The sequence below is a fragment of the Streptomyces sp. NBC_01176 genome (genome assembly GCF_045039825.1).
Lineage (GTDB): Bacteria > Actinomycetota > Actinomycetes > Streptomycetales > Streptomycetaceae > Streptomyces.
On record NZ_CP108600.1, the window covers coordinates 9478103 to 9503782 of the forward strand.

Annotated in this window: 20 protein-coding genes and 2 pseudogenes; 16 read left to right on the forward strand and 6 right to left on the reverse strand. The window is 66.4% G+C overall.

Annotated elements, in window-relative coordinates:
* Positions 1–138: 138 nt before the first annotated feature.
* The 4 genes from OG199_RS41235 to OG199_RS41250 all read left to right on the forward strand — a co-directional run bounded on the left by OG199_RS41235 (position 139) and on the right by OG199_RS41250 (position 6116).
* Positions 139–2103 (forward strand): SpoIIE family protein phosphatase, encoded by a 1965-nt coding sequence (locus OG199_RS41235; protein ID WP_356806778.1) that lies wholly within the window; start codon positions 139–141, stop codon positions 2101–2103.
* Between the two features lie 394 nt (positions 2104–2497).
* Positions 2498–3169, forward strand: a complete 672-nt coding sequence (locus tag OG199_RS41240) for a TetR/AcrR family transcriptional regulator (RefSeq protein WP_356806776.1) — start codon at positions 2498–2500, stop codon at positions 3167–3169.
* A gap of 1544 nt (positions 3170–4713) precedes the next feature.
* Positions 4714–5298, forward strand: a complete 585-nt coding sequence (locus tag OG199_RS41245) for an RNA polymerase sigma factor (protein WP_405834048.1) — start codon at positions 4714–4716, stop codon at positions 5296–5298.
* Positions 5299–5732: 434 nt separating this feature from the next.
* Complete coding sequence (locus OG199_RS41250; protein WP_356806773.1) at positions 5733–6116, forward strand: MmcQ/YjbR family DNA-binding protein; 384 nt, start codon at positions 5733–5735, stop codon at positions 6114–6116.
* 596 nt (positions 6117–6712) lie between these two features.
* On the opposite strand, the gene OG199_RS41255 is transcribed toward OG199_RS41250, so the two are convergent.
* Both OG199_RS41255 and OG199_RS41260 read right to left on the reverse strand, forming a co-directional pair.
* Positions 6713–7330 carry a TetR/AcrR family transcriptional regulator gene (locus OG199_RS41255; RefSeq protein ID WP_405834050.1) on the reverse strand — a complete coding sequence of 206 codons (618 nt, stop codon included), beginning with the start codon at positions 7328–7330 and terminating at the stop codon, positions 6713–6715.
* A gap of 23 nt (positions 7331–7353) precedes the next feature.
* The gene (locus tag OG199_RS41260; protein WP_405834053.1) at positions 7354–7767 is read right to left on the reverse strand and encodes a Rid family hydrolase; all 414 of its coding nucleotides are present in this window, start codon (positions 7765–7767) and stop codon (positions 7354–7356) included.
* A gap of 530 nt (positions 7768–8297) precedes the next feature.
* Here OG199_RS41260 and OG199_RS41265 point away from each other — a divergent pair.
* The 4 genes from OG199_RS41265 (at position 8298) to OG199_RS41280 (ending at position 12214) form a co-directional block, all read left to right on the forward strand.
* Positions 8298–8852: a carboxymuconolactone decarboxylase family protein gene (locus tag OG199_RS41265; protein WP_356809300.1), complete on the forward strand. Its 555-nt coding sequence runs from the start codon at positions 8298–8300 to the stop codon at positions 8850–8852.
* A gap of 249 nt (positions 8853–9101) precedes the next feature.
* Positions 9102–9926, forward strand: coding sequence for an isocitrate lyase/phosphoenolpyruvate mutase family protein (locus OG199_RS41270; protein ID WP_405834055.1), 825 nt, complete (start codon positions 9102–9104; stop codon positions 9924–9926).
* A 60-nt stretch (positions 9927–9986) separates the two neighbouring features.
* Positions 9987–10634, forward strand: a complete 648-nt coding sequence (locus OG199_RS41275; protein WP_356809302.1) for a nitroreductase family protein — start codon at positions 9987–9989, stop codon at positions 10632–10634.
* Between the two features lie 665 nt (positions 10635–11299).
* Positions 11300–12214 (forward strand): NADP-dependent oxidoreductase, encoded by a 915-nt coding sequence (locus OG199_RS41280; RefSeq protein WP_405834057.1) that lies wholly within the window; start codon positions 11300–11302, stop codon positions 12212–12214.
* Positions 12215–12781: 567 nt separating this feature from the next.
* Here the strand turns inward: OG199_RS41280 and OG199_RS41285 are convergent.
* Positions 12782–13669 (reverse strand): SDR family oxidoreductase, encoded by an 888-nt coding sequence (locus tag OG199_RS41285; RefSeq protein ID WP_356808438.1) that lies wholly within the window; start codon positions 13667–13669, stop codon positions 12782–12784.
* Between the two features lie 956 nt (positions 13670–14625).
* Between OG199_RS41285 and OG199_RS41290 the strand changes: the two genes are divergently transcribed.
* The 3 genes and pseudogenes from OG199_RS41290 to OG199_RS41300 all read left to right on the forward strand — a co-directional run bounded on the left by OG199_RS41290 (position 14626) and on the right by OG199_RS41300 (position 16464).
* Positions 14626–15006, forward strand: coding sequence for a nuclear transport factor 2 family protein (locus OG199_RS41290; RefSeq protein ID WP_356808436.1), 381 nt, complete (start codon positions 14626–14628; stop codon positions 15004–15006).
* A 29-nt stretch (positions 15007–15035) separates the two neighbouring features.
* Positions 15036–15167 (forward strand): hypothetical protein, encoded by a 132-nt coding sequence (locus tag OG199_RS41295; protein ID WP_405834059.1) that lies wholly within the window; start codon positions 15036–15038, stop codon positions 15165–15167.
* Between the two features lie 489 nt (positions 15168–15656).
* Positions 15657–16464, forward strand: a pseudogene (locus OG199_RS41300) (IS5 family transposase).
* Positions 16465–16487: 23 nt separating this feature from the next.
* Here the strand turns inward: OG199_RS41300 and OG199_RS41305 are convergent.
* Entirely contained in the window at positions 16488–17246 is a 759-nt protein-coding gene (locus OG199_RS41305) for a hypothetical protein (RefSeq protein WP_405834060.1), read from the reverse strand.
* 314 nt (positions 17247–17560) lie between these two features.
* On the opposite strand from OG199_RS41305, the gene OG199_RS41310 reads away from it, so the two are divergent.
* The 3 genes from OG199_RS41310 (at position 17561) to OG199_RS41320 (ending at position 20852) form a co-directional block, all read left to right on the forward strand.
* On the forward strand, positions 17561–18967 hold the full coding sequence (locus OG199_RS41310; RefSeq protein ID WP_405834062.1) for a protein kinase domain-containing protein: 1407 nt from the start codon (positions 17561–17563) through the stop codon (positions 18965–18967).
* Positions 18968–20419: 1452 nt separating this feature from the next.
* Positions 20420–20602, forward strand: coding sequence for a BTAD domain-containing putative transcriptional regulator (locus OG199_RS41315; RefSeq protein WP_405834838.1), 183 nt, complete (start codon positions 20420–20422; stop codon positions 20600–20602).
* Positions 20603–20636: 34 nt separating this feature from the next.
* On the forward strand, positions 20637–20852 hold the full coding sequence (locus tag OG199_RS41320) for a hypothetical protein (RefSeq protein ID WP_405834063.1): 216 nt from the start codon (positions 20637–20639) through the stop codon (positions 20850–20852).
* A gap of 256 nt (positions 20853–21108) precedes the next feature.
* Here OG199_RS41320 and OG199_RS41325 read toward each other — a convergent pair.
* Positions 21109–21228 (reverse strand): annotated as a pseudogene (locus tag OG199_RS41325) (Hsp20/alpha crystallin family protein); the annotation flags it as partial.
* A gap of 1143 nt (positions 21229–22371) precedes the next feature.
* Positions 22372–22938, reverse strand: a complete 567-nt coding sequence (locus tag OG199_RS41330; RefSeq protein ID WP_356809190.1) for a hypothetical protein — start codon at positions 22936–22938, stop codon at positions 22372–22374.
* 545 nt (positions 22939–23483) lie between these two features.
* Between OG199_RS41330 and OG199_RS41335 the strand changes: the two genes are divergently transcribed.
* Together OG199_RS41335 and OG199_RS41340 are read left to right on the forward strand one after the other, a co-directional pair.
* Positions 23484–24287 carry an alpha/beta hydrolase gene (locus tag OG199_RS41335; protein WP_356809189.1) on the forward strand — a complete coding sequence of 268 codons (804 nt, stop codon included), beginning with the start codon at positions 23484–23486 and terminating at the stop codon, positions 24285–24287.
* Positions 24287–25573 carry a PP2C family protein-serine/threonine phosphatase gene (locus OG199_RS41340; protein WP_405834066.1) on the forward strand — a complete coding sequence of 429 codons (1287 nt, stop codon included), beginning with the start codon at positions 24287–24289 and terminating at the stop codon, positions 25571–25573. Before OG199_RS41335 ends, OG199_RS41340 begins: the two co-directional genes overlap by 1 nt.
* Positions 25574–25680: the final 107 nt, after the last annotated feature.

The window sequence follows — 25680 nt, forward strand, 5'->3', positions numbered from 1 at the left end:
GGTAGCAGGCCGCCGCAGGTGCCCCCTATGCGCCCTGTCGCATGCCCCCGCTGGTGGAGGCGACCTGCTCCGCACGCAGATACTGTTATTGAAGAACAACGAGGTCATATCGCTCGAAGATGGGTAGTGAGCGGCTAAATGGACGCCTCGGACGAAATTCTTCAGATGGCTACACCGTCGGCTCTATTGACCCTGGACGGAGTCATCCGCAGCCTCAACGAGGCGATGGCCAGGGCACTGGGCAGGTCAGTGGAGCAGTGCGCGGGTCGTGGCTTCGGTGAGCTGTTGCCCACAAGTCAGCTGAGCGCGGTCGAAAGTCTCGTTTCCCACGCTGCCACAACGAAAACGGTCGCCATGCGGGTGCTGGAGTTCCCCGGGCCAGGTGCAGCATCCGTCGTCTGCCTTGTCGAGGCGCGGCGAGTGAATGACCCCGTAGGTGGCGAGGCGCTGGTGTGGGTGCACTCGCTGGACGCGAGAAACGACCGGGGCGGCCTGTTGATCCCGTTCCGTCTGGCGGCCAAGGCCGCCAACCTCGGTCTGTGCATGTATTCACCCCAGGAGCGCAAGCTGGAGTGGCTGGGCGGCGCACCCGCCTTGGCGGCGCTGTTCCCGGAGGCTTCCATGTCGCTGTCCGAGGTCGTTCGGCGAGTCCATCCCGATGACCGCGGTGCACTGCGGCGGCTCGTGCGTTCGGCGGCCGCCCGGTCCCCCTGGATCAGATTGCGATTTCTTACCGAGCACGATGGCTGGCATTTCCTGGTCTGCCGGGCCCGTCGGATCATCCTGGGATCCGGCGGCCCTGAGCGGGTCTTCGGAGTGATCCACGACGAGACCAAGAGGCAAGCGCGCCGACGGCGAGCGCTGATCGCGCTGAGTGCTGAACGTCAGCGCGCCGACGAGATCGCGGCCTTCTCCTCCGCTGTGATGACAGCAGTCACGGAGCAAGAAGTACAGCAGGTCATCCTGACCCGGCTCGCTGCGACCTTCGGTGGTAAGGGCGCCGCGCTGGCGTTCAACACCAATGGCCGCCTACGCGTCTCCTCCGATGCCGGGATCCCGATACCGGTGGCCGCTCTGCACGGCCTGCCGCTGGACGCCCCCAGCGCGCTGCCCCATGTGATCCGCACTGGTGAGCCACAGTTCATTTCCAACCAGGAGGACTACATCCGCCGCTGGCCGCACGGGGCCATGGTGCCGTACTTCGACCAGCTCGACTCCGGCTACGCCATCTCGATCACGTCCCTCAGCCCGGGCGGCGATCAGCCGCTCGGGGCCTGGTTGGTGACCTATGACAGCGAACACCGCTCGTCCCCGGATGAGCGGGCCCTCATGAGCACTCTGGCCGACCTTGCAGGCCAGGCACTGAAGCGCGTCAGGTTGCAAGAGGCACGAGTCGAGCTAGCCACAGCACTCCAACAGGCGATGCTCCCCATGCTCCCCGAGCACCTCCCGGGCCTGGAGGCCGCCGCCTGCTACCAACCAAGCCGCGACGGGCTCGACATCGGCGGAGACTGGTACGACGCCTTCGTCCTGCCCGACGGTGCCATTGCGCTGGAGATCGGCGACGTCCAAGGGCACGACGTGGACGCCGCCGCCGCGATGGGACAGGTGCGCGCCTCCATGCGCGCCATCGCCGCCCACGAACCTGATCCCGCAACCGTGCTGACGCGCACCAACAAGCTGCTCGTCACGATGGGCGCGCCACGATTCGCCAGCTGCACCATGCTGCGAATCGACCCAGACGATGGACGGGTCACCGGTGCCAGCGCCGGCCATGTGCCCTTGCTGTACGCACGCGACGACGGCAGTCACAGCATCCGGGAGATGCGAGGCGGCCCGGTGCTGGGGGTCCTGCCCGACGCCGACTACGCCGAAGAAACCTTCACACTGGACAAGGATGCCGCGCTGGTCATGGTCACCGACGGCGTGGTCGAAGGGCCGGCCCTGACACTGGACGCCGGACTGGAGCGAACCGGAACGCTGGCCGCCCAAGCCATCCACGATGGGCTGAACGCCGAGGAAACCGCCGACCGCATCCTCGACGCCGCGGTCGTGGTAGACCACCTCGACGACGTGGCCGTGCTGATCATCCGACGCACATGACGGCGCCCGCGTCCTCACACATCCCCTGTACGGAGCGCCGTCACCGAGAGCCCTGGTTCGGAACATCGCGAACGCGGATGGCGCCAAGCCTGCAGAGTCGCTGACCTGGAATGCCGTGCGAGGTTCCCCGGCTTGCCCTTGTTCACCGGATCGTGTCTCGTGCTGTCGCTGCATCCAGCGGGCCGTTTCGGCTGCTCGAGCGAGCGGTCGGCATGGTCGCGGCACGGTTGTCGCGTCGACTGGGCGCCGGGTTCTAGGCCGCCGGTCGTGGGCTCATCGGGGCCTGGGGCGACGGCTCCGGGGCGGACAGGCAGAGAGACGGAGGGAGGCCAAAAAAGGGACCTTGAGGTCCACTCTGAATGCTGCTAGCGTTCGCACCGGTAATCTGGTCAATGTGGCGGAACAGGCGAGCGACAAAAGCGGCTCCCGCTTGACTGAACGCGGGCGGGCGACTCGAGAGCGCATTTTGAGGGCCGCCGCGGACATGATGTACGTCAAGGGTGTGGGTCTCACGACCCTTGACGATGTCAGGGCGGCCAGCGGAACGAGTAAATCTCAGCTCTACCGCCACTACCCCGACAAGGATGCGTTGGTGCGGGACGTTGTCGCGTTGCAGGCCGCGGAATTGCTCGAACGCCAGCACCAGCTACTGCGGCGGCTCAGTTCCCTCCGCGGGCTGGAGCGCTGGCGGGACGCAGTAGTCGAACACAACGCGCTTCGAAACGGAGCGTACGGCTGCCCGCTCGGCTCCCTTGCAAGCGAGCTGGCCGATCAGGACGAAGAGGCGCGTACAGCGATCGCGCGGCACTTCGGCACTTGGGAAGGGCTGCTCGAGGCCGGGCTCGCACGGATGAAGGACTCGGGAGTCCTCCGTGCCGACGCGGACACTGAAGAGCTCGCCACCGGCCTCATGGCCGCCCTTCAAGGCGGCTATCTCCTTGCACAGACGGCACGGAACGTCCAACCCATGAGGATCGCCCTCGACATGGCGATCGGCCACATCAAGACTTATGCCGTGCCTGCCGAGGACGGCAATCCGCCTGCAGAGGGCCCTGGAGAGCGCTAAAACCGCTCGGGACGAGGCGGCGCCGAGAAGGCCCTGTGCGCCACCGCAGGCGGGGGCGGTCTGCCTCGCGGCAGGCCGGAGGCGCGACGGGACGTGTTCGTCCGCACGCCTCATTGGCGGCATGCAACCCCAGTTGCCGACGAAAAGTGGCGGCTCCCGCGCAACGGCAGGTCGCCTTCTGCCCAGCTCTTCGGACTGGGCGGAACGCGGGGCCGGTCGCCGGCTCGCCGGTGCATGCCGCCCGCCAAAGCGGAGGTCACCGAGTGGTTCGCCAACCACTACCAGCCACGGTTGCGGAGCACACACCGCTGTCGGCGAGGACCGTGACGGCTCCGGGCCTGCCCTGCTCGTCATGAAGAGTTACTCGCCCTTGGCCAGGACGGCGTCGTCCGCTGCCAGCCCGGCGCCGTAGCCGCCCTGTAGTGCGAGGTGCCAGCAGGTTTGGCCCATAAAAAAGAGGACTAATTGGTCCGGGAAATCGGACCGACCTGCGGTACGTTTGGCGACAGTGGTCCCTCGCGGACGACGGCCAAGCAGTCAGCCTCACAAGGATCCCCAAGGCGGTAGGCACCATGTATGCGGGCGTCCAGTTCTCAGTGCTCGGCCCGGTCCGGCTGCACAGACCGAGATTCGTGGCTGGAGCCGGTCAGCCGAGGCAGTGCGCCGTGCTCGCTTCGCTGTTGTTCAGGGCAGGCAAGCGTGTAAGTCCCTCGAAACGGGTGGAGGACGTGCGGGACGACGACACCCCACCATCTGCCGCAGGCTCCATGCGCACGTACGCCTACAGGCTCAGGCAGGCGCCGGGGAAGCAGCGAGACCCTCCGTGAGCCCGGTCGACGGGGCCTGTCTGCCGCGCGTCCAACCGGACGCTCTGGACCTGAACAGGTTCATGGAATCCACGGCAAGGGTGAGCGAGGCCCGCACCGCCGACGACCTGGCATCCGCGGCGAGCCCGTTGACCGAGGGCCGCGAGATACGGAAAGGAGCCTCGCCTGGGTCCCGGGCCCGTTCGCGCGCCGACAGCGCAGCGCCGGCCGGCTGTCTACCGCGCCGACGTCGAGGGCCTCTGCTGCCGAAATCACAGAAACGAGGGGGACCCCTGTGGGCACCGTGATGTCGCGCTTCCACAGAGCACCAACAGCTCTTGCCGTAGTACACGCCTGGCACGGCGTGACCGCCTGCCACCGGCGTGGTGGGTCGCAGGCCTCCACGGCCAGCCCGCTCACCACCCAGCCGCAACAGTTCGGAAAAGCGTGCCCCACGCCGCGCGTGAGCCCCTCGTCGAACTACGCCGGAAACGGCCGTGAATCGCGGGATACGTGCGCGGCGAATGAAAAACAGTGACTTCGCGTAGACGCTCTGTAGATGGTCTCGTGCGGGCTTGTCCGCACGAAGTGACCTGGGGATTGAGAACCATGCACTCTGCGGATGTTAAAAAAACGTGTCGCTCGGCTCCTGATAGACAGACCGGAACCAGCGGCAGCCACCCGGCACCGGGACCCGCCCCAGACCGACGGCAGCTCGACCCGGAGTCCGCCGCCTGGGTGGACGCGCTCGAGGGCGGCCGTGGGTCGCAGTATGAGCAGGCCTGCACGCGGCTGCACGCGCTGCTGGTGCGGATCGCCATGGACGAAGTGTTCCGCCGAGGTCCTCGTTACCGAATTACCGGGCCCGAGCTGAACGATCTCGCCCACCAGGCGGCTGCCGACGCGCTGATGAGGATCACCCACAAAATCCAGGAATTTCGTGGCGACGCCAGGTTCACCACGTGGGCCTTCCGATTCGTCGTACTTGAAGTGTCCAGCAAGCTGGGCCGCCATTTCTGGCGTGTTTCAAATACCTGGTTCGACTTGGACGAATGCGCGCAACTGCCCGACCGCTCCGGTATCGACCCCGTCAGCCACTGGCAGGCGCGAGAACTGGTCGCAGCCGCGCGCAACGCAGTCGAGACAGCACTGAGCGCCCGCCAGCGGCAGGTCTTCACCGCCGTCGTCAACGGGGTCCCCCTGGAAACGCTCGCCAGTGAGCTGGAAACGAACCGTAACGCGCTCTACAAGACGATGTTCGACGCCCGTAAGAAACTGCGAGCTCAGCTGATAGCCAGCGGACATCTCAGCGCTGCGGGCTGATGCAGCAGCGACGACGTCGGCCCGGGCAGCGCTGGGGGCTCGCACCGGCCCCGAATACGCCCTTCTTTCCCGTCCGCGCTGGGAGGACGACCGTCAGGCGCCCTGCGCCGTCCGAACCTCACCTTTCCGCCGGGCCGGAAGTAAGAAGTCGCCACCCCAGGGCGCTCACCTCCGGAGGGGCTCACACGAGCCGGCCCGGACAAAGGACGCGGGCGTTCGTCGAGCAGACGGCTGCTTACCTGGTGCTCCGGGGTCACACACCTGGCCCACGTCGCGCCGCCCGCGAAAATGTGTCCGTTCCCCCGTCGGCTTCCGTCATTGTTGCCGGCGTACTGGCGCCGCCGTTCGTTGCGGACATGCGATAGACGCCACCTCGGTCCTGACCGGTCGGTCGATCGGTCGAGGTACTCAGATTGATAGAGGAGTTGATCACCTTGGACGGACAGGAGCTGCAGAAGATCGCGGGCGACCGCACTGTTGAGCTGCCCGGCGCCGACCTGGAGCGTCGTTTCGGCCCGGACTGGGACCTTTACAAAGTGCGCGGCAAGGTCTTCATGCTCATGACCGACATGCCAGGTCGCCCCGTCGTGATCCTGAAAGCGGATCCGGACGACGCCGCGGCCCTGCGTGAGCGGCACGCGGACATTACCCCCGGCTATCACATGAACAAGAGGCACTGGATCACGGTGGAAGGCGGGGGCACCATCGACGAGAAGCTGGTGAAGGAACTCGTGATGGACTCCTACCGTCTCGTGGTCGGCGGGCTTCCGAAGTCCGAGCAGCCCGTGGATCCGCACACCTACGGCCGCCGCATCTGACCTTTGTCACGCCCGTCAGCAGCGAGAAACTCCAGGACAGACTGTGCGGCACAGTACTGGCGCTGCCCGGAGTCAGCTCCAGGCACCGGTTCGCCGAGCAGCTGGACGTCTGCATGGTGGCGGGCAAGGTCTCCTGTTCGTCGCGGACCGCCCAGTCGAACGCATCGTCGCCCTCGGGGCAGGACCGGAGTTACGGGCGGCTGCAGCAGGGCAATCACCCCTCGAGCACCGTGGGCCCGCCAACCAAGCCTTCGTTACCCGGTACTTGGCGGAGTGGTCACCCAGGGGTGGAGCGACCTGGTCGTCACGCTTCCCGATAGGCCGATCACCCTCGCGATCGGCGGACCTGCTGCCCCGGACTGGTCCGCGGGCGCCAAGTTGCTGACCCTGGGCAACCGATCTCCCGGGCCGCCGCGCCCCCTGGCCGGCGATCCTCGAGTGCACAAGGTTCGGGCTCGCCGACGACCTGGACTCCAACCGGCTCGCCGAAGGCACCCTTTGCGTTAGGCGTGTTCTTGTGTCGCGCAGGAGATGTGCCCAGCTGGCCTCAGGAGGCAGCGACCGCCTGAGAAGTGGGTCGTGTTGCGAACCTGTGCTCAGCGGCGAGCGAAGGATGCGATGTGGTCCAGAGCCATGTCCAGCGCGACGGCCATCGGCTCGGAGCTGTGAGCGTTCTGTGCGAGTACGTAACCACCCTGCAGAGCAGCCAGCAGACCAGTACCCAAGCGTTGTGGGTCCGCGTGCTCGGCAAGTACGCCGAGGACGCGGAGCCGGGTCAGTGTTTCGATGAGCATCCGCCGCCAGGCCCCGATTGATGCGTTGAGCGCTTGGCGGGACTGTTCATCGTTGTCGGACAGCTCAATCGACATCGCGCCCAGTGCGCATCCGTATGAGCCGTCCTGCAGTGAGTTGGCCTGGACGAGAGCGTCACGCCAGCGGCGCAGACCGGTGAGGGTCTTCACGCCGCGTAGGTGCTGTTCCTCGCGCGCGAGGACGAACTTGGACTGCAGGTCGATCACGGCGTGGACCAGCGCGAGCTTGTCCTCGAAGTGGTTGTACAACTGCGACTTACTCGTGCCGCTCGCCACCCGGACGTCATCGAGCGTGGTGGCGTTGACGCCCCTGACATAAAACAGCTTGGCTGCCGAATCAACGATCCGTGAACGGGTCTCCAGGCCACGTGGCGTGCGGCGAGTACCGCTGGTTCCGGGCACGGTGCCTCCCTCGGGCATGTCACTCACTCGTGCTGCTCGGCCGCGGCCTGCGTCACAACCGCGGTGGCCTCGATCTCCAAAAGGAGACCGGGCCGGATCAGTTGTGGCACCAATACGAGCATATACGCCGGTCGGTGAGAGATGACGTCCTTGCGAACCTTCACGTACGCGTCGATGTCGTCGCGGTCGGTGAGCCAGGACCGGACCTGGCTGATGCCGCTCAGCTTGGCGCCGGCCCGCCGCAGCGCTTCGCACACGTTGTCCGAGGCTTGCCCGGCCCCCTCGGTGAAGTCTTCCGGCATGATTCTGGCCGGCCGCGATCCATGGGTGCCGGACGGGACGACCTGCGGGGCGCCGGCTGGGATCGCCAGCGCATCAAAGTAGATGCCGATGCGGCACGACACTCTGACGTCGATCAACTGCGTTGCGGCGGTCATGTCAAGGAGAACCTCCTCGTAGACGGATGCGGGACAGGGGCACAGGTGGATCCGGGAGATCTGGCCTTCCTCTCGGTCCAGTCTTACTCAAGAGTGGACTAAAACGTCCACAAAAATCAATCGACTGAGTCGCGATCGGACCGTGTAAACGTGGCTTGAAGTCGCCCGTCCAGCCCGCCAGAGCAGCTCGCGGCGCAGCAACCAAAGACCTCTGAACTGCACCTTTACTGATCCGCCGCGACATTGACTCACCTACATGCAACATGGCGGACGCGATCCACCCCGGGAAGGGGTTGCGTAGCCATTTCTGGTCTGTATAGTCCTTCATATGTGGTGTCTGGGGTGGCGAAGAGATCTCCGGACTCGGCGCCGACGGAGTCACCCCCGCAAAGCACGGCACCAGGCGCAACTGACGCCACCGGCCAGGTTGCAGCCACGCAGGTAGGGCCTGCGACGGAACTCCGAACCACTTCGAGCCCGACCTGGGCGCAACAACGACGACACGCACCCCGACCGGAGGTCGCCTCGCCATGTCACGACTGAACGTTCCCCCTCCAGAGGATGTGCCTACCAGCGCACAGCAGACCCTCGACAACATTGGTGCGCAGCTGGGCTTCGTCCCGAGCATGTTCAAGACGCTCGCGTCGAACCCGACCGTCCTTGAGGTCGTCACGACTCTGCAAGGCACTCTGAGTCGCGTTCTCGACGCCAGGACGCGGCACAGCATCGCGCTGGCCGTGTCGCAAGCCAACGGCTGCAGTTACTGCCTGGCGATGCACTCCCACGTCGCGACCAAATTCGGCGGCATGTCGGGCGACGACATCGAACTCGGCCGCGCCGGGAGCTCTGTCGATCCCAAACGCGCTGCGGCCGCCCGCTTCGCGCAGCAGGTGGTTGAGAGCCGCGGACAGGTCGGCGACGCTGAGCTCGAGAGTGTCCGGGGCGCCGGGTACACCGACCCGCAGATCCTGGCGATCATTACGGTGGCGGTGCAGTTCCTGCTCACCAACTTCATCAACAACGTCAACCAGACCGACCTCGACATCCCCGCTGTCGACTCGGTCGATACGACCGTGCCGCAGTGAATCCGCACCCCGATCCGGCGGGCCCGGCACGGTACGCAAGAGCGTGATCGAGCATGGGTGGCGGCCACGGATGTCGTCCACGGATTCAGCGCGCGTCATCTCGTCGGGCAGGGCTGGGTGGCTCTAGGAAGCCCCGCGCCGCCGCCAACAACACCCGCCCACCGGTTGCTCTTTAGAACCTTCGGCGCGGTCCAGGCACCCAGCAGACAAACCCCACACTGAGTCAACGATCATTCAGGAAGGCTCGACATGCCGGGCTCCGAACTCTATGAGAAGTTCATGGCGCTGCACACCCGCGACGGTGGCCTCGTCATGCCGAACGCATGGGACGGCCTCTCGGCGCTGATGCTGGCCGATGCCGGCTTCGAGGCGATCGCCACGTCGTCCGCGGCGATCGCCGCCACCCTCGGCCGCCTGGACGGACGTCACGAAGTCACCCGCGAAGAACACCTTGAGCATGCGCGGCTGCTCGGCGGCCTCACCGGGCTGCCCGTCAACGGAGACTTCGAAGACGGTTATGGCGACATGCCAGAAGACGTCGCCGCGACCGTTGAGGCCGCCGTGGAATCCGGCCTCGCCGGCATCGGAATCGAGGACACCTCCAGCGATCCCGATCAACCAATCCGCGACTTCGACGAAGCAGTCAGTCGCGTACGTAGCGCCGTCGACGCCGCCAAGGAGCGCATCGTCGTTACCGGCCGCACCGACAACTTCATCCAGGGACGGCCCGATCTCGACGACACCATTCGGCGTCTGACGGCCTTCGCTGAGGCGGGCGCGGATGTGGTCTACGCGCCGTTCCCACCCGACCGCGAAGCACTCGTCGCGATCGTCACCGCGGTCGCCCCGACACCGGTCAACGTCCTGGTGTCCCCGTCGGACAAGGTGCTGACCGTCGCTGAACTGCAGCAGGTCGGGGTCAAGCGCATCAGCCTCGGTCCGCTGCTCTACACCCACGCAATGGGCGCACTCGAACAGGCCACGAAGGCGCTCCGCGCGGGCGACCTCGCTTCGGCCACGACAGGCATGAGCTTCGCGCGCGTCAACGAACTGCTTGCCCACGGCAAGAACTAACCCAAACAGCACAAATCACTAACTCTTCACCCAGTGATTGCAATACAGAGGCAGGTTGCCATGAATCTCGAAAAGCTCATGAACAAGCACCTCACCAGGTACTTCGACCCCAGCAAGACCATCCCCGAGGAGACACTCCAGCAACTGCTGGGATTCCTGCGCTCGACACCGTCCTCGACGAACGTACAGCCCAACCACTTCTACGTCCTCGCCACGCCCGAAGGCAAGGAGCGGCTGGCGGCCAACCTCGGCGAACGATTCCAGGACAACAGCGAGAAGATCCTGAACGCCTCACACACCGTCATCCTCACCACCAGGGCGGATCTTCCCGACAGCCACCTCGACGCGGTGTTCAGCAAGGAGAGGGCAGACGGGCGGTTCGCCGACCCGGCAACGCACGAACTGTGGGAGTTCATGACCCGTGACTTCCTCAACCTGCGCAAGTACAGCTACAAGGACGTCAACCACTGGATGGAAAAGCAGACCTACCTCGCAATGGGTCTGACCATGATGGCCGCCGCTGAGCTCGGCGTCGAAGCCATGCCGCTCGAAGGGTTCGACCCGACGAGCGTCGACAAGGCGTTCAAGATCCGCGAAACCGGACACACCACGACAGTGCTGATGGCCCTCGGCTACCCCGACCCCACGAAGGTGTACAACAGGCCGACTTCGCGCTTCGAAGCCGATCAGCTGTTCACCTTCGTCTAAACAGCCCCGGCACCGGGGAACGACTGTGGCCGAAGTGCGCAGGCCGCGGACACCTTGCGCCTTCAGGTCGGCCCACCCCGGACAACCAGACCGGCGGTCGACGCCGTGGGGTCATCACGGCCCGCACGATTGTTGGCCGCGGGCCGCCGGCCGGCGCCCCGGTCGTTGCTGGCCCGGATGACCCGACGGCGTCGACAGACCTCCCATTCGCCCGGCATCAGGTTCTCCGACTTCACCGCAGGGTCGTCGCACGGCTCGGCAAATAACTGCGGGTGGGAGGCGTCGGCGACGTCCACGCGGCGCCAAAGGAGGCCGCGATCCCGCCGACGCCGATCGGGCCGGGCGGCACCTCTCGCAGCGCCTCGACATCCACGGTGTACCGCTGGTCGAGCGCCGCGGCCTCCACGACACGGCCTTGACCTCAACACGTCCGAACAGGCGGCGCCGCGAGCGACGGAGGCGCGGAACGAGGACGACCTGCCGTCGGTGGCAGCGCTGCTGTCTGAGGCGCCGGGAAGGTGGAACCGGTCGGTCGGACTGAGTGCGAGGGCAAAGATCTACTGTGAAGGCATGCGGAATGTCCAGTTCGACACCGCTGCCGGATTTAGGGTTGCCGGCCCGTACCTCCTGGTCGGCCGGACTGAATGAGAGGACAAAGATCCACTGTGAAGGCATGCGGAGTATCTACGGCCGAGAAGGAAGTCGTCCTGCTGGAACTGCCAGAACCGTCATCGCCCAAGCCCGGTCAGATCCTGGTGGCGGTTGAAGCGGCCGGGGTCGGCCCGTGGGACGAACTGGAAATCGACGCCAGCTGGGACGTGGGGCTGCGCCCCCCGGCTGCGCTGGGAGTCGAGGGCGCAGGCAAGGTGCTGGCCGTCGGTGCGGGTGTCACCGGGTTCGCGGTAGGCGATCGGGTGCTCGCACACGAGGCCCCGCTGCCCGGGGGAAGCGGCTTCTGGGCCGAACGCGTTCTGATCAACGCGGATCACGCTGCAGCCTGCCCACCCGAACTGGACGCCGTGCACGCGGCGGCTCTGCCGGTCAACGGGCTCACCGCGTTGCAGGCCTTGGAGAAGCTGGACCTCAGCCGAGGACAGCGGCTACTGATCACCAACGGAGGCGGGGGCACCGGAGCCCTGGCCATCCAACTCGCCGCGGCCAACGGCATCGAGGTGACCACGACCGCGTCTGCCACCGCCACAGAGCGACTGACTGGTCTGGGAGCGACGGAGGTCGTCGACTACCACGACCCGAACTGGTCGACCAAGGTGCGCGGCGGGTTCGACGCTGCCCTCACCATCGCTGCCGGCACGGCGGACGCGGCCCTGCCCTTGGTGCGAGACGGCGGCCAACTGTGCTCCCTGACCTCGGACGCGCCTCCGGAGGAACGCGGCATCACGAGCTGGGACCTCTACATCGAGCCCAACGGCGCGCAACTCGTCCAGCTCGCGGAGCAGGCCGCGGCGGGCACCTTGAAACTCGCACCAGAGCCCCTGCCGCTGAGCGAGGGACCGGCTGCATTCACCCAGGTGGTTGCCGGACGGGCCGGCGGTAAGAAGATCGTGCTCATCCCAGCATGACCCGACGGGCACCGATCAATCCCGATGCCGGGCCACGGTGCTCGCCAGGCGCGAGCGAGAAGTCGTCAGGCTGAGCCAGGAAGGTGCATCAAGGATCAGCCGTCGGCGGAGCTGGTGTGCCGGTACGGTCCGAACGCCCCGGCAGACACGGCAGCCTGAGCCCTGGACCCACCCCGTCAGGATCTTCGTCGTGGTATCAGGCGAGTTGGCTGGCGCGGTGCCGCATAGATTTGGGCAGAAGTCCGTACGGCGGGCGGGCCTGTCGCAGGCCCGCCCATGAGAGAGAAGGCGGCAGGGGGCAAGCGCTCCATCTGCGAGGCGTTCCGTTTCCGGTATGCGCAGGTCTGTCTGCCCGGCCCGTCCCGAGCAGGGCTGGAGCGTCCGGGACAGGCTCTGACCTCCTGGATGTACGGGCCCATGGATACCAGGCGTGGGTCGACGAGATGTCTGTGGAGCTGGACACCAATGGTGACGGGTCCATCAGATGACAAGACGGCGTCGGCGCCTTCCTGGAACTCTTCCGCTCTGACTTCGCAAGCCTAGGCTTTTTGTGCTCGTCTGAGGTTTTCAGCCCAGGTCGGGATAGCCGCCGGCGGCTAGGTCGGCGATCAGGGTCGGGTGGGCAGGTTCCCAGTCGAACCGTTTCCGAGTCTGTTCACTCGATGACGGCATGTCGAGAGCGAACAAGCGGCCGATGACGCCGAAGTCATCAGCCGACACCGACTCGACCGGCACGGAGAGAGCCCCGCCGATAGCCTCCGCCAACGACCTCATTGTGTCGCCCGTGTCGGCTACCGCGTGCAGGACCGTGCCGGGCGCAGCATCCTCAAGTGCGATGCGGAACAGCCGGGCGGCGTCGAGCCGGTTGACCGCCGGCCAGCGCTGCGTGCCATCGCCGACGTACGCCGACACGCCCGTTTTCTGCGCGGCGGCGATGAGCACCGAGCAGAAGCCGTACTGCGACCCGCGCTGATGCACGGAGCGCGGCAGCCGGACGACAGAGGACCGAACGCCCTGGTCGGCCAGCGCCAGCACCGCGTGGGAATTGTGGCCGCGTCCACCGACCGGACCGTTGGTGGTGTCGGGGTCCTCCTCGGTGGAAACGTGGCCTGGCACCATCGGCGTGAGGCCAGCATGCACGAACGGCTTACCACTGCCCGAAAGTGCGGCCGCGAAGGTCTGCACGGCGCGCGCTTCCTCGTCGATGCACGGCTCCAAGTTGCTCCAGTCGTTCCCAAAAGCCAGGTTGATAACACCATCGGCCTGGGCGACGCCAGCGCGGAGGCTGTCAAGGTCGGTGAGGTCCCCACGGAGCGGCATCCCGCCCGCGGCAGAGACGGCCGAAGCTGCGGCATCGGAACGGACGAGGCCGAGGACTTCGTGACCCGCGTTAATAAGTTCGGGAACCACGACTGAACCGATGCTGCCGCTGGCTCCAGTGACGAATACGCGCATGGGAAGCTCCAGATGAATCCTGCGACGCTGCGTCGCACGACAAGATCCGGCGGTCCGGGCGACTCAGGCTCGCGACGCCCGCAGCTGGAACATCCCCGACGAGGCGCCTGCAATCCCCTCAGACCCACCGCACCCACGATTCTACCAATCGCATACAAGTCGCGTACGCATGGCGATGCCGGTTGCGCGCGCCTCGATTCAGGCTCAATCCTTCACGACGAGTCCCGTGTGCGTGGACCGCTGGGTTGCATTGTGGACCAACATATTGGGCACGGCATCACTCCGCAGCTGTCATGGCAGAGTCGCCCTCATCGGTGGCCTTCTCCCGCCACATGATTTCGGGATGCAGGAGGATTCGTCACCGACACTCGGTTTGCAGGGGACGACCCGAAGTGTCTCGTGAAGATTCACATAGCCGCTCGGCGCACGCGCCAGCCGACATCGTGACAGATCAGATACGCCGCTGGGGTGCAAGGCCGGCCACTTCGCATACGCAGCGCGTTCCTAGTCGTGTCTGACCGTGGGAGCGAGGTCTTGCACCGCCTCCTCTGCTCAGGAAAGATGGAAGGAGGGCGGTCCGGACGGAAGGTGTCTGCGCCGCACTTCAGCACTGCCCTCAAATTCATCAGAAGACTGTGTACGTACTCTACGCTCTTGCATGCTTACTGTGCATGCGCTGCTCTTCTGAGCGTAGGCTCTGCGGCCGATACGCAGCCCAGTGAATTGCCGATACGCAACCCAGTGAATTTCGGTAGCTCCAGAGTGGTCCAGGAAAAAAGAGCGCCCGGCACGGGGCGCGGTGCGCCAGTGATCAACTATTTCGCGGGACCAGTAAGTGCGCGACGATCTTCCCCTGATCCGCGGACCTCAGTTGTTCACTACGATTCGACGTGCATTGCCACGAATCGGAAATCCAACCTTAGCGGAGATTGAAACACGCAGAAAGGAGCAGGGAGATGAATGACGTCAAGCCGTCCTCTGAGGATCTGGTGATCCTTGAGCAGCTGAACAATGACTACGTCCAGTCCGATCAGTCCAACAATGTCAAGCGCTTCAGCGAGTTTCTCGCCGAAGACTTTATCTCGCAGACTCCGGGCGTCACGCGGAACCGTGGCGAGTTTTTGGAGTACATCGCTAAGCCACGTCCTTTCAAGAATCTTGCGGTACATGACGTCAGGGTCCGAATCCTCAGTGACGTTGCGCTGATCCACGGCCGCGCCACGTACAACGTGCTCGCTGATGGATCCGAGCAAGAAGCCCTGTACACGGACACGTACCAGAAGCGTGGGGGTACCTGGGTCTGCGTCTCAGCGTGTGCGATCGCGCCGGGCACCTGATCCGCCGGAACGAGTCCTCCTGTGCGGGGTTGATCGACGAGGCGGCGCCGATCGGAGCGAGCGCACTGCCCGAGGTCGACGACGTGCTCACGGACACCCTGACGGCGCAGGGGGAGGCGGCGTACGAGCATTGGAACAGCTCCTTGCGGCTCAGCCCCTAATCGGCTCTGGGACTCGACCGTTTCGGCAGGTCAGCGTCGGCCCCCACAGGCTCACTCTGGAGCAGCGCGCCGGCCACACCGACGGAGACCTGGCCTACCTGTATGACGACGGATCCGGCATCTGGGCACTGCCCTTGCGGAGGACGAGCCAGACGGGGAACAGGACCTGGCGCCCTGTCAGTGACCTGGTCCAGGTTCATGCTCCGGCTCCTGCGATCTGCATTTTCAAGGGTGAGGCGAGCGGCGTGGTGATCAAGACGGTCATGGAAGCGCACCGCGAATGCAGGGAGTTGTTTTGATGTCGGTGGTCACAGCCAGCGCTCGGGCCCGCCGGGCGCTGCGGGCTCATGCCACCGCCCATGGCGGGGGTCTGGTCGTCACGCCCGCGCTGATACCGCCATTGCCCGTCGCTATGAGCTCGTAACACGATCTTGTTGAAGTGCCCTGGTCCGGCGTGACCGATGTGACGATTCGGCTGTTCGGCAGGGTGTGAGTACTCGGCCGTGGATCGTGGATGACGAGTTGTGGGCACTGATCGGGCCGCTGCTGCCGCCCTGGCCGGAGAAGGCGCCGGGCCCGCAGCCGGTAGCGGACCGGCTGTGTCTGCAGGGCATCCTGTACGTGCTCCACAACGACATAGCCTGGCAACTCCTGCCCCCAGAGCTGGGGTTCGGCTCCGGACAGACCTGCTGGCGACGCCTGGATCGCTGGCAGCAGGCCGTTGTCTTCGAGGAGCTGCACTGCATCCTGCTCGCCGACTCAACGCGGCCGGCGAACTGGACTGGTCCCGCGCGTGCGTGGACGGCTCCCACATCCGCGCGAAAAAGGGGGCCCCGACACGGGGCCGTCGCCGGTCGACCGGCGAAAGACGGGCAGTAAACACCATCTGATCTGCGACGGACGCGGCACCCCGCTCAAAGTCATCACCACTGCGGCCAACGTTAACGACGTCACCCAGACCATCGCCCTCGTCGATGGCATTCCGTCCGTGGCCGGAAGGATGGGCCGCCCGCGGCGCCGCCCTGACTCACTTCTCGGTGACAAGGGCTACGACTCCAACCCCAACCGGCGTGAGCTGCGCAAGCGGCGGATCCTGCCGGTCATCTCCCGCAAGGGCGCCCCGAACATCAAGGGACTGGGCAAACTCCGCTACGTCGTCGAGCAGACCTTCGCTCTGCTCCACCAGTTCAAGCGCCTCGCCGTCCGCTGGGAACGCCGAACCGAACTCCACGACGCCTTCGTCTCGTTGGCCTCCAGCCTCATCTGCTGGAGACGACTCAAGAAAGCCCACGCGTGATCCTTTTACGCGCTCCTGGACTGCTATGCCTGGAAGGCTGCGACCTGGTCCGGCACCGAGAAGTCTGAAGCACAGTCGGGACACGTCGTGGAGCCAAACAGGTGGGTCAGATGCTCTGCGGTTGCTGGCTGGCCGGCCCTGACGGCCACATCGTGCAGCCGAGACGCCAGCGGCGGCAGGTCGACGGGGTCCGCCGGGCGGACCCCGTGGACTATGGGTCCCTCACGGCCGACAATCCGAAAGCGCGCGTTCGGGTCCCGACGGCGAGTGCCTGGCCCCTTGTAGGAAAGGTCGATCTCCAAGCTCAGTGCGCAGGAGGGGCACACTACGGGATGCTCCTCACGGCGCAGACTGCGCCTCCATACGGGCACCCCCTCAAATGCCAGGAGGTGCTCCAGCCAGTACAGAAAGTCATCTACATCGCCCTCGAAGGGCCTTGTCCCCACGACGTTCTGGGTCAGCTGGAACAGCTCGTTGATCGCAGCCGGGTAGCGCGTCTGTACGTATCCGGGCTCGTGAAGCTGTTGCTCCTCGACGACGATGCGGCCGGCCAACCCAAGTGCCGGCCAGCGACCGCCAGGTTTGCGACCGGCAGCGATGTCCGTCAGAACGGGCAGGGCGGCAAAGCTGGCTGTGTACACCGACCCTTGGTGGTAGAGAGAAGCCCACAGGTCCTCCCACGCCTCGTCAGCCAGGTCGGGATCACCGATCTCGTCAAAGAGCCGCGGCAGGTTGGATGCGGAGCCGTAGGCATGCTTCAGACGGGACCAGTCCAGTGTCATGCCACCAATCATCCCAGCCGCATCCGACCGGCACCCCGTACCTCACCAACGCCGCCGACTGGAAAAGATCGTGTTACGAGCTCTATGGGCGGACCGCAGGCGCTATTTGGCCCCGGAAATCGGCGTCGCGGACAGCGGACGTGCTGGTCGCCGGGATGGTGGTGACACCGCTGCCTCGGGGGCTGCTGGGACAGGTGGCCGGCACCGCCAGTACGGATATGGCGGGTACTTGTGCTTCTCCGGGGTACTTGCGGGCGGTGGTGCGTCGGCCAGGGCTCGCCACGGTTCTGTCTTCAATGCGGTGGGAGCGGGAAATGCGTCTTCGTGAGTCGGCTCGGGGAGCTGCGTCGCGGTGCTCTGCCGAGATACTCAACGGCCGCTACCGTCTGGACGGTCTTCTGGGGTCGGGCGGCGCCGCGGACGTTTACCGTGGGTTCGATCTGCGGCTGAAGCGGTCCGTGGCGGTCAAGGTTTTCAGGCCCGATACGGGCTTCGACGTCGAGGAGAACTCCCACGGTGAGGCGGTGATCCTGGCCCGGCTGCATCATCCGGGCCTGGTGGCCGCCTATGACGCCGGCCGGCACCAGGAGCGTGTCTTCCTCGTCATGCAGCTGATCGAAGGCACGACACTGAAACATCGCATCGTCAAAGGCCCGCTGGCCTTTGGGGAAACGGCCGTCCTGGGCTCGCACCTTGCTCGCGCGCTGGCGCACGCCCACGAAGCGAACATCGTCCACCGGGACGTCAAACCGTCCAACATCCTTCTCGATGCCGCTCAGCACCCCTACCTGACCGACTTCGGCATCTCCCGGCTGCTGGACACCACCACCCGCACCGCCGCCGGCACACTCACCGGCACCGCCGCCTACCTCTCACCCGAGCAAGTCCTTGGACAGCCCGTCGGCCGCCCCGCCGACATCTACGCCTTGGGCCTGGTCCTCCTCGAATGCCTCACCGGCCGGCTCGAGTACGACGGCGCTCCCCTGGAAGCTGCGATCGCCCGGCTGCACCGCAAGCCCGCGATACCCGATCACGTGCCTCCACGGCTGGCCGATATCGTGCGGGCCATGACAGCCCTGGACGGGAGCGACCGTCCCACGGCCTACGACGGCGCCCGCGCGCTGACAGAGGCAGCTGAAGCGGAGCCTCGAACCGGGCCATTCGTAGAGGGTGTGAGTCATGCTCCAGACCTTGGACGAGCTTCAAGAGTAAGTGACCGCACGCTCCGCAAACCGCTGCACGGCGGGGGGCAGACATCACCGCGCCCCGCGGCCGCGAGGCGTCGCTCCCTGGCCGTCGCTGCCAGCGCCGCACTGGCGGCCGTCACGGCTGTCGCTTTGGTGATTTCCGACAACTCTGCATCGCACGGCGGTGATCCAAGCAGCACCCAGAGCACCAGCGTTCCCACCTCAGCGGCGGACAAGGACGCGACAGCCTCTGCGGAGAAGAGCCCGACCGCCCGCCCCAGCGACGGCACGCGCACTGACGTTGAGCCGGAGCGAAAGGCCCGTCCGGCCGCTGAGGGGCCGGACCCGGCAGCAGACAGCGATACAGGGCCGGCCACGACGGCGCACCCGACACCGAGCCCCGCAGGTCTGCCCGGTGCAACAGCTCACGACCGTCAGAAGACCGAGACGTCACCGCTCCCGCCCGGCCAGGCAAAGAAGAAGGTAAAAGGAGCGAAAGACAAGAAGACCACGAAGGCAGGCAAGGCGCCGTGAGCGCGCGCCCGGCTACTCGGCTGTGGCCTCCCCATTAGAGGTCGGTCTGACGACTTTTTCGTCGCATCGGAGAATGCACACGTCCCGGAACAGGCGAGGTCTCTTTGGACTGACCGGGCACCGGGCCGACGCCGAGGGCCCTCTTCTGAGCGCAACCGCCTGCCGGGACCCCGCAGTCGGCGCGGCGCCCAAGCTCCCAGTCCCCGACACCTGGAAGCCACCTGTCGGCTGATCTCCGCCGAGTCGGAGGGACGCCGCGGCAGCCTCAGGAGACATGGGGTAGCCGCCTCCCGACGCCACGCTCAAACTGCCACCCCATGTCTCTCAACACCCTCAATTGGTCACGGCCAGCAGATGCTCAGCCGTCCCGAGCGAGGTCTGGGGTTGGTTCACGGGCACGCTCACGGAACAGACCTGCGCCCCTGCTCCTTCGCGCCGCGGCGGTGATCGCGTCGAGCCACTGATCCGCACTCGCAACGGCCGGGAGCTACTTCCTCGCTCATCCGGCGCCCCTCGCGTCGCGTAGAGCCTTCACCCAGGACCTGAGGGATCTGTTCCGTCAATTCCTCCGGCAGGGGAGGGCTGAGGGCCCGATCCGCGGGCGCTTCAAGGAGTCGGTCCCTCACGAGGTGCGCGCCGGCACGGGGGAGCCTGCGCGCTGTCCTCTTCAAGGACGTACCGGCCAGACGGACACGACCCTGCCGCGCCCCGAACGTGCGAGAGGGGTCAGCCGGGGGTGTTCTGGAATCGGACGGCCGGTCCCCAGGCCTCTCGCACCGGGGCCATGCAGAGCGGACTGCCGCCGTGGCCGTACTTGTGGGTCTTGCGCTGGCAGGTGCCGCAAGGGCCGACCTTGTCACCGGGGCAGACCAGCGCTGACGGGTCCGGCTCGCTGATCGCCGGTGGGGAAGTGGTCAGGCGGTTCCTGTTCCGGGCGATCGGTGCAGATCATCCAGTGCACAGAATAGGGAACCGTTAAGACATAGGTTCGAGCGGGCGGCGGGCTCCCGCTGCGCCGGCACCAAGCCGTACCGCCCGTCACAGCTGCTGGGTTGCGGTGGGCGGGCGTACTGCGTGAGTTGCCGGTCCAGCTCGGTGCGGATGTCCGCGAGCAGGTTGCCAGTGCGGGCCCAGTCGATGAGCAGCTGCGCCACGTGCCTGTGTTTGATGTCGGTGTGCTGGGAGACCGCGCGCAGGGGACGTCCTAGCCCTGGTCGGTGGCCAGCTCGCCCACGGCCAGCAGAACGCCGATGGCCTGGTCGACCACGGCGTGCGAGCGGATCGCCTGCTGGAGCTGAGCGGATCACCCAGTTGCTCGGGAACGCCAACCAGCGCGCCAGCCGTGGTTACGGCCCGGCGCTTCGTTCGTGCTGTCTGATGTGAGCGCAGCTGGATGCCGCGCTCGGGCGGCCGCTCAATGGTGGCCGCTTCAGCGGCTTCCGTGGACAGCCGCTGCGAGCAAGCGCTCACCGGCAGGTCATCGAGACCTACCTCGCCGAGGGGAACACCGGCGAAGCCATCCGGCATTTCGACGAACTGCGACACCTCCTCCGCACCGAACTCGGACTGGAGCGCCCACTCCCGCTGCGCCGTCGCATGGCAGGCGCACTCGACGCCCTGCGCACCCGGCCGTGACGGCGCGGTGGCAGGAGTCCGCGACGCTGGCGTCATGGCTGTCTCAGACGCTCGCACGGGAGTCCTCGTCCTTCGCGTGTGGTACGAGCCCGGACGAACACCGGCCCTACGAGCACGCCTGCTGGTCGTCGACAGCCCCGATCAGGTCCCCGCCGAGTACTCGGCCGCAGCGGGCCTGGACACCATCTGTGACCAGGTACGCGCATGGCTCGAGAACTGGACCGGGAGTATGGAGGCCTCGGAGGAGTGACCTCACCTCGGGGGAGTGACATCGGTCGACCTCCCGCGTGGCAAGAGGCGCCCGGGGTGTCCGGCCGCTCGGCGCCAGCGAATCACGGTCCTGCCGCAGTGCGTCGGCGAGCTGCGCCAGCGCGGTGCCCCGTTCATTGAGCGCTGGGCCTTGAGGGCGAGGCGTCGAGGCGGACACCCACTCCATCGCTTCGCCACTCGTCTCCCCTCCTCGCTACCAGCTAGGCCGCCGATAAGTCGTAGCCTCGGGCCCTGGGCCTGTCGCCGTCTCGGTAGGCGTCCATCGGCATCGCGGAGGACGGGGACCGCGTTCCCGGGCCCATCAGGTGCTGGGCCAGCCGGTCGAGTTCACGGAACGGGTCGGTGCGCATCAACACGGGATACACCTCCGGATGAGTTCAGCAGTTGCTGTGCGCTTCACCTGACGCCGCTGTAGCTTGTCATCCAAGCGACGACAAGGTGGAAGTCATCCAAGGGGTGACGAAATGGGCGGCGACAGCACGGAACCGACCTCGCCCGCGGCCACGCCCGCTCGACGCGCTCACACAAGCGCTGCAGACCGCTCAGGACGCCAAGTCACCGCACCCGACGACCCGCGGCGGGCCATGTCGGCCCTGCTGCTCCTGCGCCAGGTACGTGAACAGTTGGCTGGCCGGGACCCGGTTCGATCGAAGCGGCCCGCGACGAGGGCGCCAACCGGGCCGACCTGGCCCACCTCGGCGTCTCGAGCCGCCAGGCCGCCGAACGCCGCTACCTGCGCTTACGCGCCGGAGAGCCAGGCACTACCAAGGAACAGCGCCTGCAGGCCACCCGCGACCAGCGGGCCGCAGACCACTCCGTAGCCGCTTGGGCTCAGAACCACGCCGCCACGCTCCGTCAGCTCGCTGGGACCATCACCGGCCTGCCGGACCTTCCCGACACCGCGGCCAGTGCCATCGACGCTCTCCACGCCGCCCTACGTGACAGTTTCCTGGGTCCAAGCGACTACCCAGCTGACTGAACGTTGACCTTGGCTGATGGAAGCAAGGAGTCCGGCCCCTCAGAGCATTACGAAGGCCAGGCCAGGGCTGAGGATCCGAAGCCGGGCGTGGCCGGGCCCTCAGCTGCCGCGCGTCCTGCGGCGCGTCATCCAGTCCGCGCGCAGCACGCGCAGCCGCAGACTCGTCTCCCGTCACCGCAAGTGCTGCCTCCAGCAGTTGAGCCGCAGCAGATCAGTGGCCGGCTTTCGAGGGAGAGAACGACTTGTGTGCAGCGCCCCAGCTGATGTTGGCCTGCGGAGCTCGGCGGGAGGACCTCGTGCAGCCGAGGTCAGACGTCGGCACCCCGATGACAGCTGCCGGGGGTCGATACACCCCAGGCAGCATCAGCAGCCTCCTCGGGAGCAGCCCTCGATTCCCATTCGCGGGGGGCACCGCAGCCGGCGGATTCGCGTGACCGCAGAGCGGCGGATATCCGGTGGCCAGAGCCCACGCTGAAATTGAGACCTAGGCGCTTCGTTGTCCGACTCCCGAGAGGGGGAACTACCCGTGGAGCGTTCCATGCGCTGCTCGCTTCAGCATGCCCTTGGCCTGTTGTGAGGGTCGCTGCTGCTCACCGTGAAGTGCGTTGATCGCGACGATTCCTGCGGTCAGCGCTGGTACAGCCCATTGAACGAGAGCGAGGTGCTTTTGCGCTTGTCGTAGCTCGACGGGAATTTTCTCGGCCTTCTCCGTGTCTTGCGGATCGCTCGAGCTGACGAGCTTGACCTTCTTGCCCAGCAAGCCCGCATAGGCGGTGGCGGCCATGCCAGCGGCGGTGAGGAGCGCCTTGGCCACGGTTGAGGCCGCGACTCCCTGCTGATGCCTCACCCGGCCGCTGTTGGCCGCCAGCAGTCCTGTTCCGCCGATCAGGTTTGCCCCGATGGCGACTACGTTGATCGGCGTCCATTTGTCCCAGCCGGAGCTGGCGATCCGTGCTGTCGTGAGCTCGGTTTCGCCCTGCTGCTCGGCGGCGCCGTTGAGGCCGATGGCGCCCATGAGAGAGCCGCCGAACCATGCGGCCAGGCCGAGGTCGTGGATGCTGCGCAGGACGGTATTGCGTTCCGACATGCTGCGTCCTTCCAGTCTCGTGGAGTGATGGCTCTCGCGAGCTCTCTCCCACGCTCCGTCACCGCCGGGAGCGCGGCGAGACGAGTGGTGCACACGGGGGAGGTCCGAATGTTGAAACCACCACAAGGAAACGGAACGATGGGAGCGGCCGCCGGACGGACGTATGTGCGGAACCTGCGGCCTGGCACCGCCCCCGCTGACGTCGGCCCCTGCCGTGGGGCTTGCGATGACTACAGGTGCCGTCTGCGACCAGCCGAGCGTCGCCAGATGCGCGCGTCCAGTCGCTGGCGTACTTCACTCCGCTGCTCACCGGCAGGGAACGCGCCTACCCCAAAGCTGTCGGGGATGAGCCTTTGACCACTCTTTCCTGGGGCCGACCAGCCGGTTCGGTGTCCCATCTGCCCAAGAACACCAGGCCCAAGGTGTGTACCGCGGTGTCAGGGACGTCGGCTTGTGTGTGCGGACGGTGAAGAAGCCGGGTGGGGTGGAGATGGTGATTCGTGGCTGTAGGGGAAGGGCGGGCGCGGTCTGCGAGGGTGGCGGGTATGGATATCGAGCACAGGAACAACGTGACTGTCACCGGCAACCCTCAGGGGCCGACAGTGGTACTGGCCCATGGGTTCGGCTGTGATCAGAACATGTGGCGGCTGACGGTGCCGGCGCTGGCCGAGGACTACCGGGTGGTGCTGTTCGACTACGTGGGTTCGGGCCGCGCGGATCCTTCTGCCTTTTCGGAGGACCGCTACGCCTCGCTGCACGGGTACGCCCGGGACGTGATTGAGGTGTGTGAAGCGCTCGACCTGCAGGATGCGGTGTTCGTGGGGCACTCGGTCAGCGCGATGATCGGGGTACTGGCCGCAGACATGGCGGCTGAACGGATCGGGGCGCTGGTGATGGTCGCACCATCGCCGCGCTACATCAACGATGACGGCTACCACGGCGGGTTCAGCGACGAGGACATCGACGAGCTGTTGGCCTCACTGGAGTCGAACTATCTGGGCTGGTCGGCGGCGATGGCACCGGTGATCATGGGCAACGGGGAGCGGCCGGAGCTGGGTGAGGAGCTCACGAACAGCTTCTGCGCCACCGACCCGGACATGGCACGTGTCTTCGCCCGGACCACGTTCCTGTCGGATTCGAGGGACGCCCTGAAAACCGTGCAAGTGCCGACGCTGGTGCTGGAATGTACCCAGGATGTCATCGCCCCCCGCGAGGTCGGAGCCTTCGTCCACCAGGCGATTCCCGGCTCGACGCTGGTCACTCTCGATGCGACCGGGCACTGCCCGCATCTGTCCGCGCCGGAGGCCACCAACGAGGCGATCACCGGCTTCCTAGCGAACCTGCGGTGATGTGCCAAACCGGGCAGCAGCCCGACCCGCAGGGCATAGGCGCTGAGGAAACATCCAATGCGGCGTTCGCCGCGCTGCTGGAGGACAGCGTCGAGGAGCTGTACGAGAGCGCGCCGTGCGGGTATCTGTCCACGCTGATGGACGGCACCATCGCGAAGATCAATGCCACGCTGCTGGGCTGGCTCGGCCTGGAGCGCGAGTCGGCGGTGGGCCGGATGCGGTTCACCGACCTTTTGACGGTAGGCGGCAAGCTGTACCACGAGACGCACTTCGCGCCCCTGCTGCGGATGCAGGGCGAGATCGGCGGCATCGCCCTGGAGGTCAAACAGGCGGGCGGCGACCGGATGCCGGTGCTGGTCTCCTCCGTGGTCAAACACGGCGCTGGTGGCGAGCCGCTGCTGATTCGCACCACCCTCTTCGACGCCCGGGACCGCCGCGCCTACGAAGAGGAACTCCTGCGAGCCCGGAAGGCGGCCGAGGAAGCGCGCAAACAGGCGGAGGCCGACCGCGCCCGGCTCCAGGACGCCCTCGCTGCGCTCCAGCACTCGCTGCTGCCCGACCGCCTGCCGTCGGTGCCCGGGGTGGAAACGGCCGCTCACTACCGCACTGCCTCTCCCGACCGGCTGGGCGGCGACTTCTACGACCTCTTCCCGATCGACGGTAAGCGCTTCGGCTTCTTCCTCGGCGATGTGTGCGGCAAGGGCCCGCAGGCCGCTGCGGTCACCTCACTGACCCGCTACACCCTGCGCGCCGCCGCAGTGCACGACCCTGACCCCGTCTCCGCCCTGTCCACCCTCAACAAGGTGCTCCATGAGCGGTACACCGGCGGCGATCCTCGGTACTGCACCGCCGTATTCGGCATCATCGAACCCGATCTCGCGACCGGACAGGCTGCGGTCCGACTCGCCTCGGGCGGCCACCCCTCGGCCCTCGTGCTGCGTGCCGACGGCACGGCTGATTTTCTGCCCACCCCCGGCGGTCTCCTCGTCGGCATCCTGCCCTCCGCACGCTTCACCACTGCCACCACCACCCTCGACCCGGGCGACACCCTCGTGCTCTACACCGACGGCCTCACCGAGGCCCGTACCGGTGAAGACCGCACCACCCTGTACGGCGACGAGGCTCTGCGCGCCTTCGCCGTCGGCCATGCCGGCAAGCCCGCGCATGTCGTCATCCAGGCCTTGGCCGGCCTGCTGGACGACTTCGGCGACCGTCTCGACGACGACACGGCCCTACTCGCCCTCGGCGTCCCCATCGTGGGTTCTACGACGAAGAATACGGAATGAGTCCGCTGAAGATCACCACCCGATAAGCCACGACCGGTCCCGTTCTGGAGATTATGGGGGAACTCGACTACGCCAACGCCGCCGAGCTGCGGCACATGCTCACCACG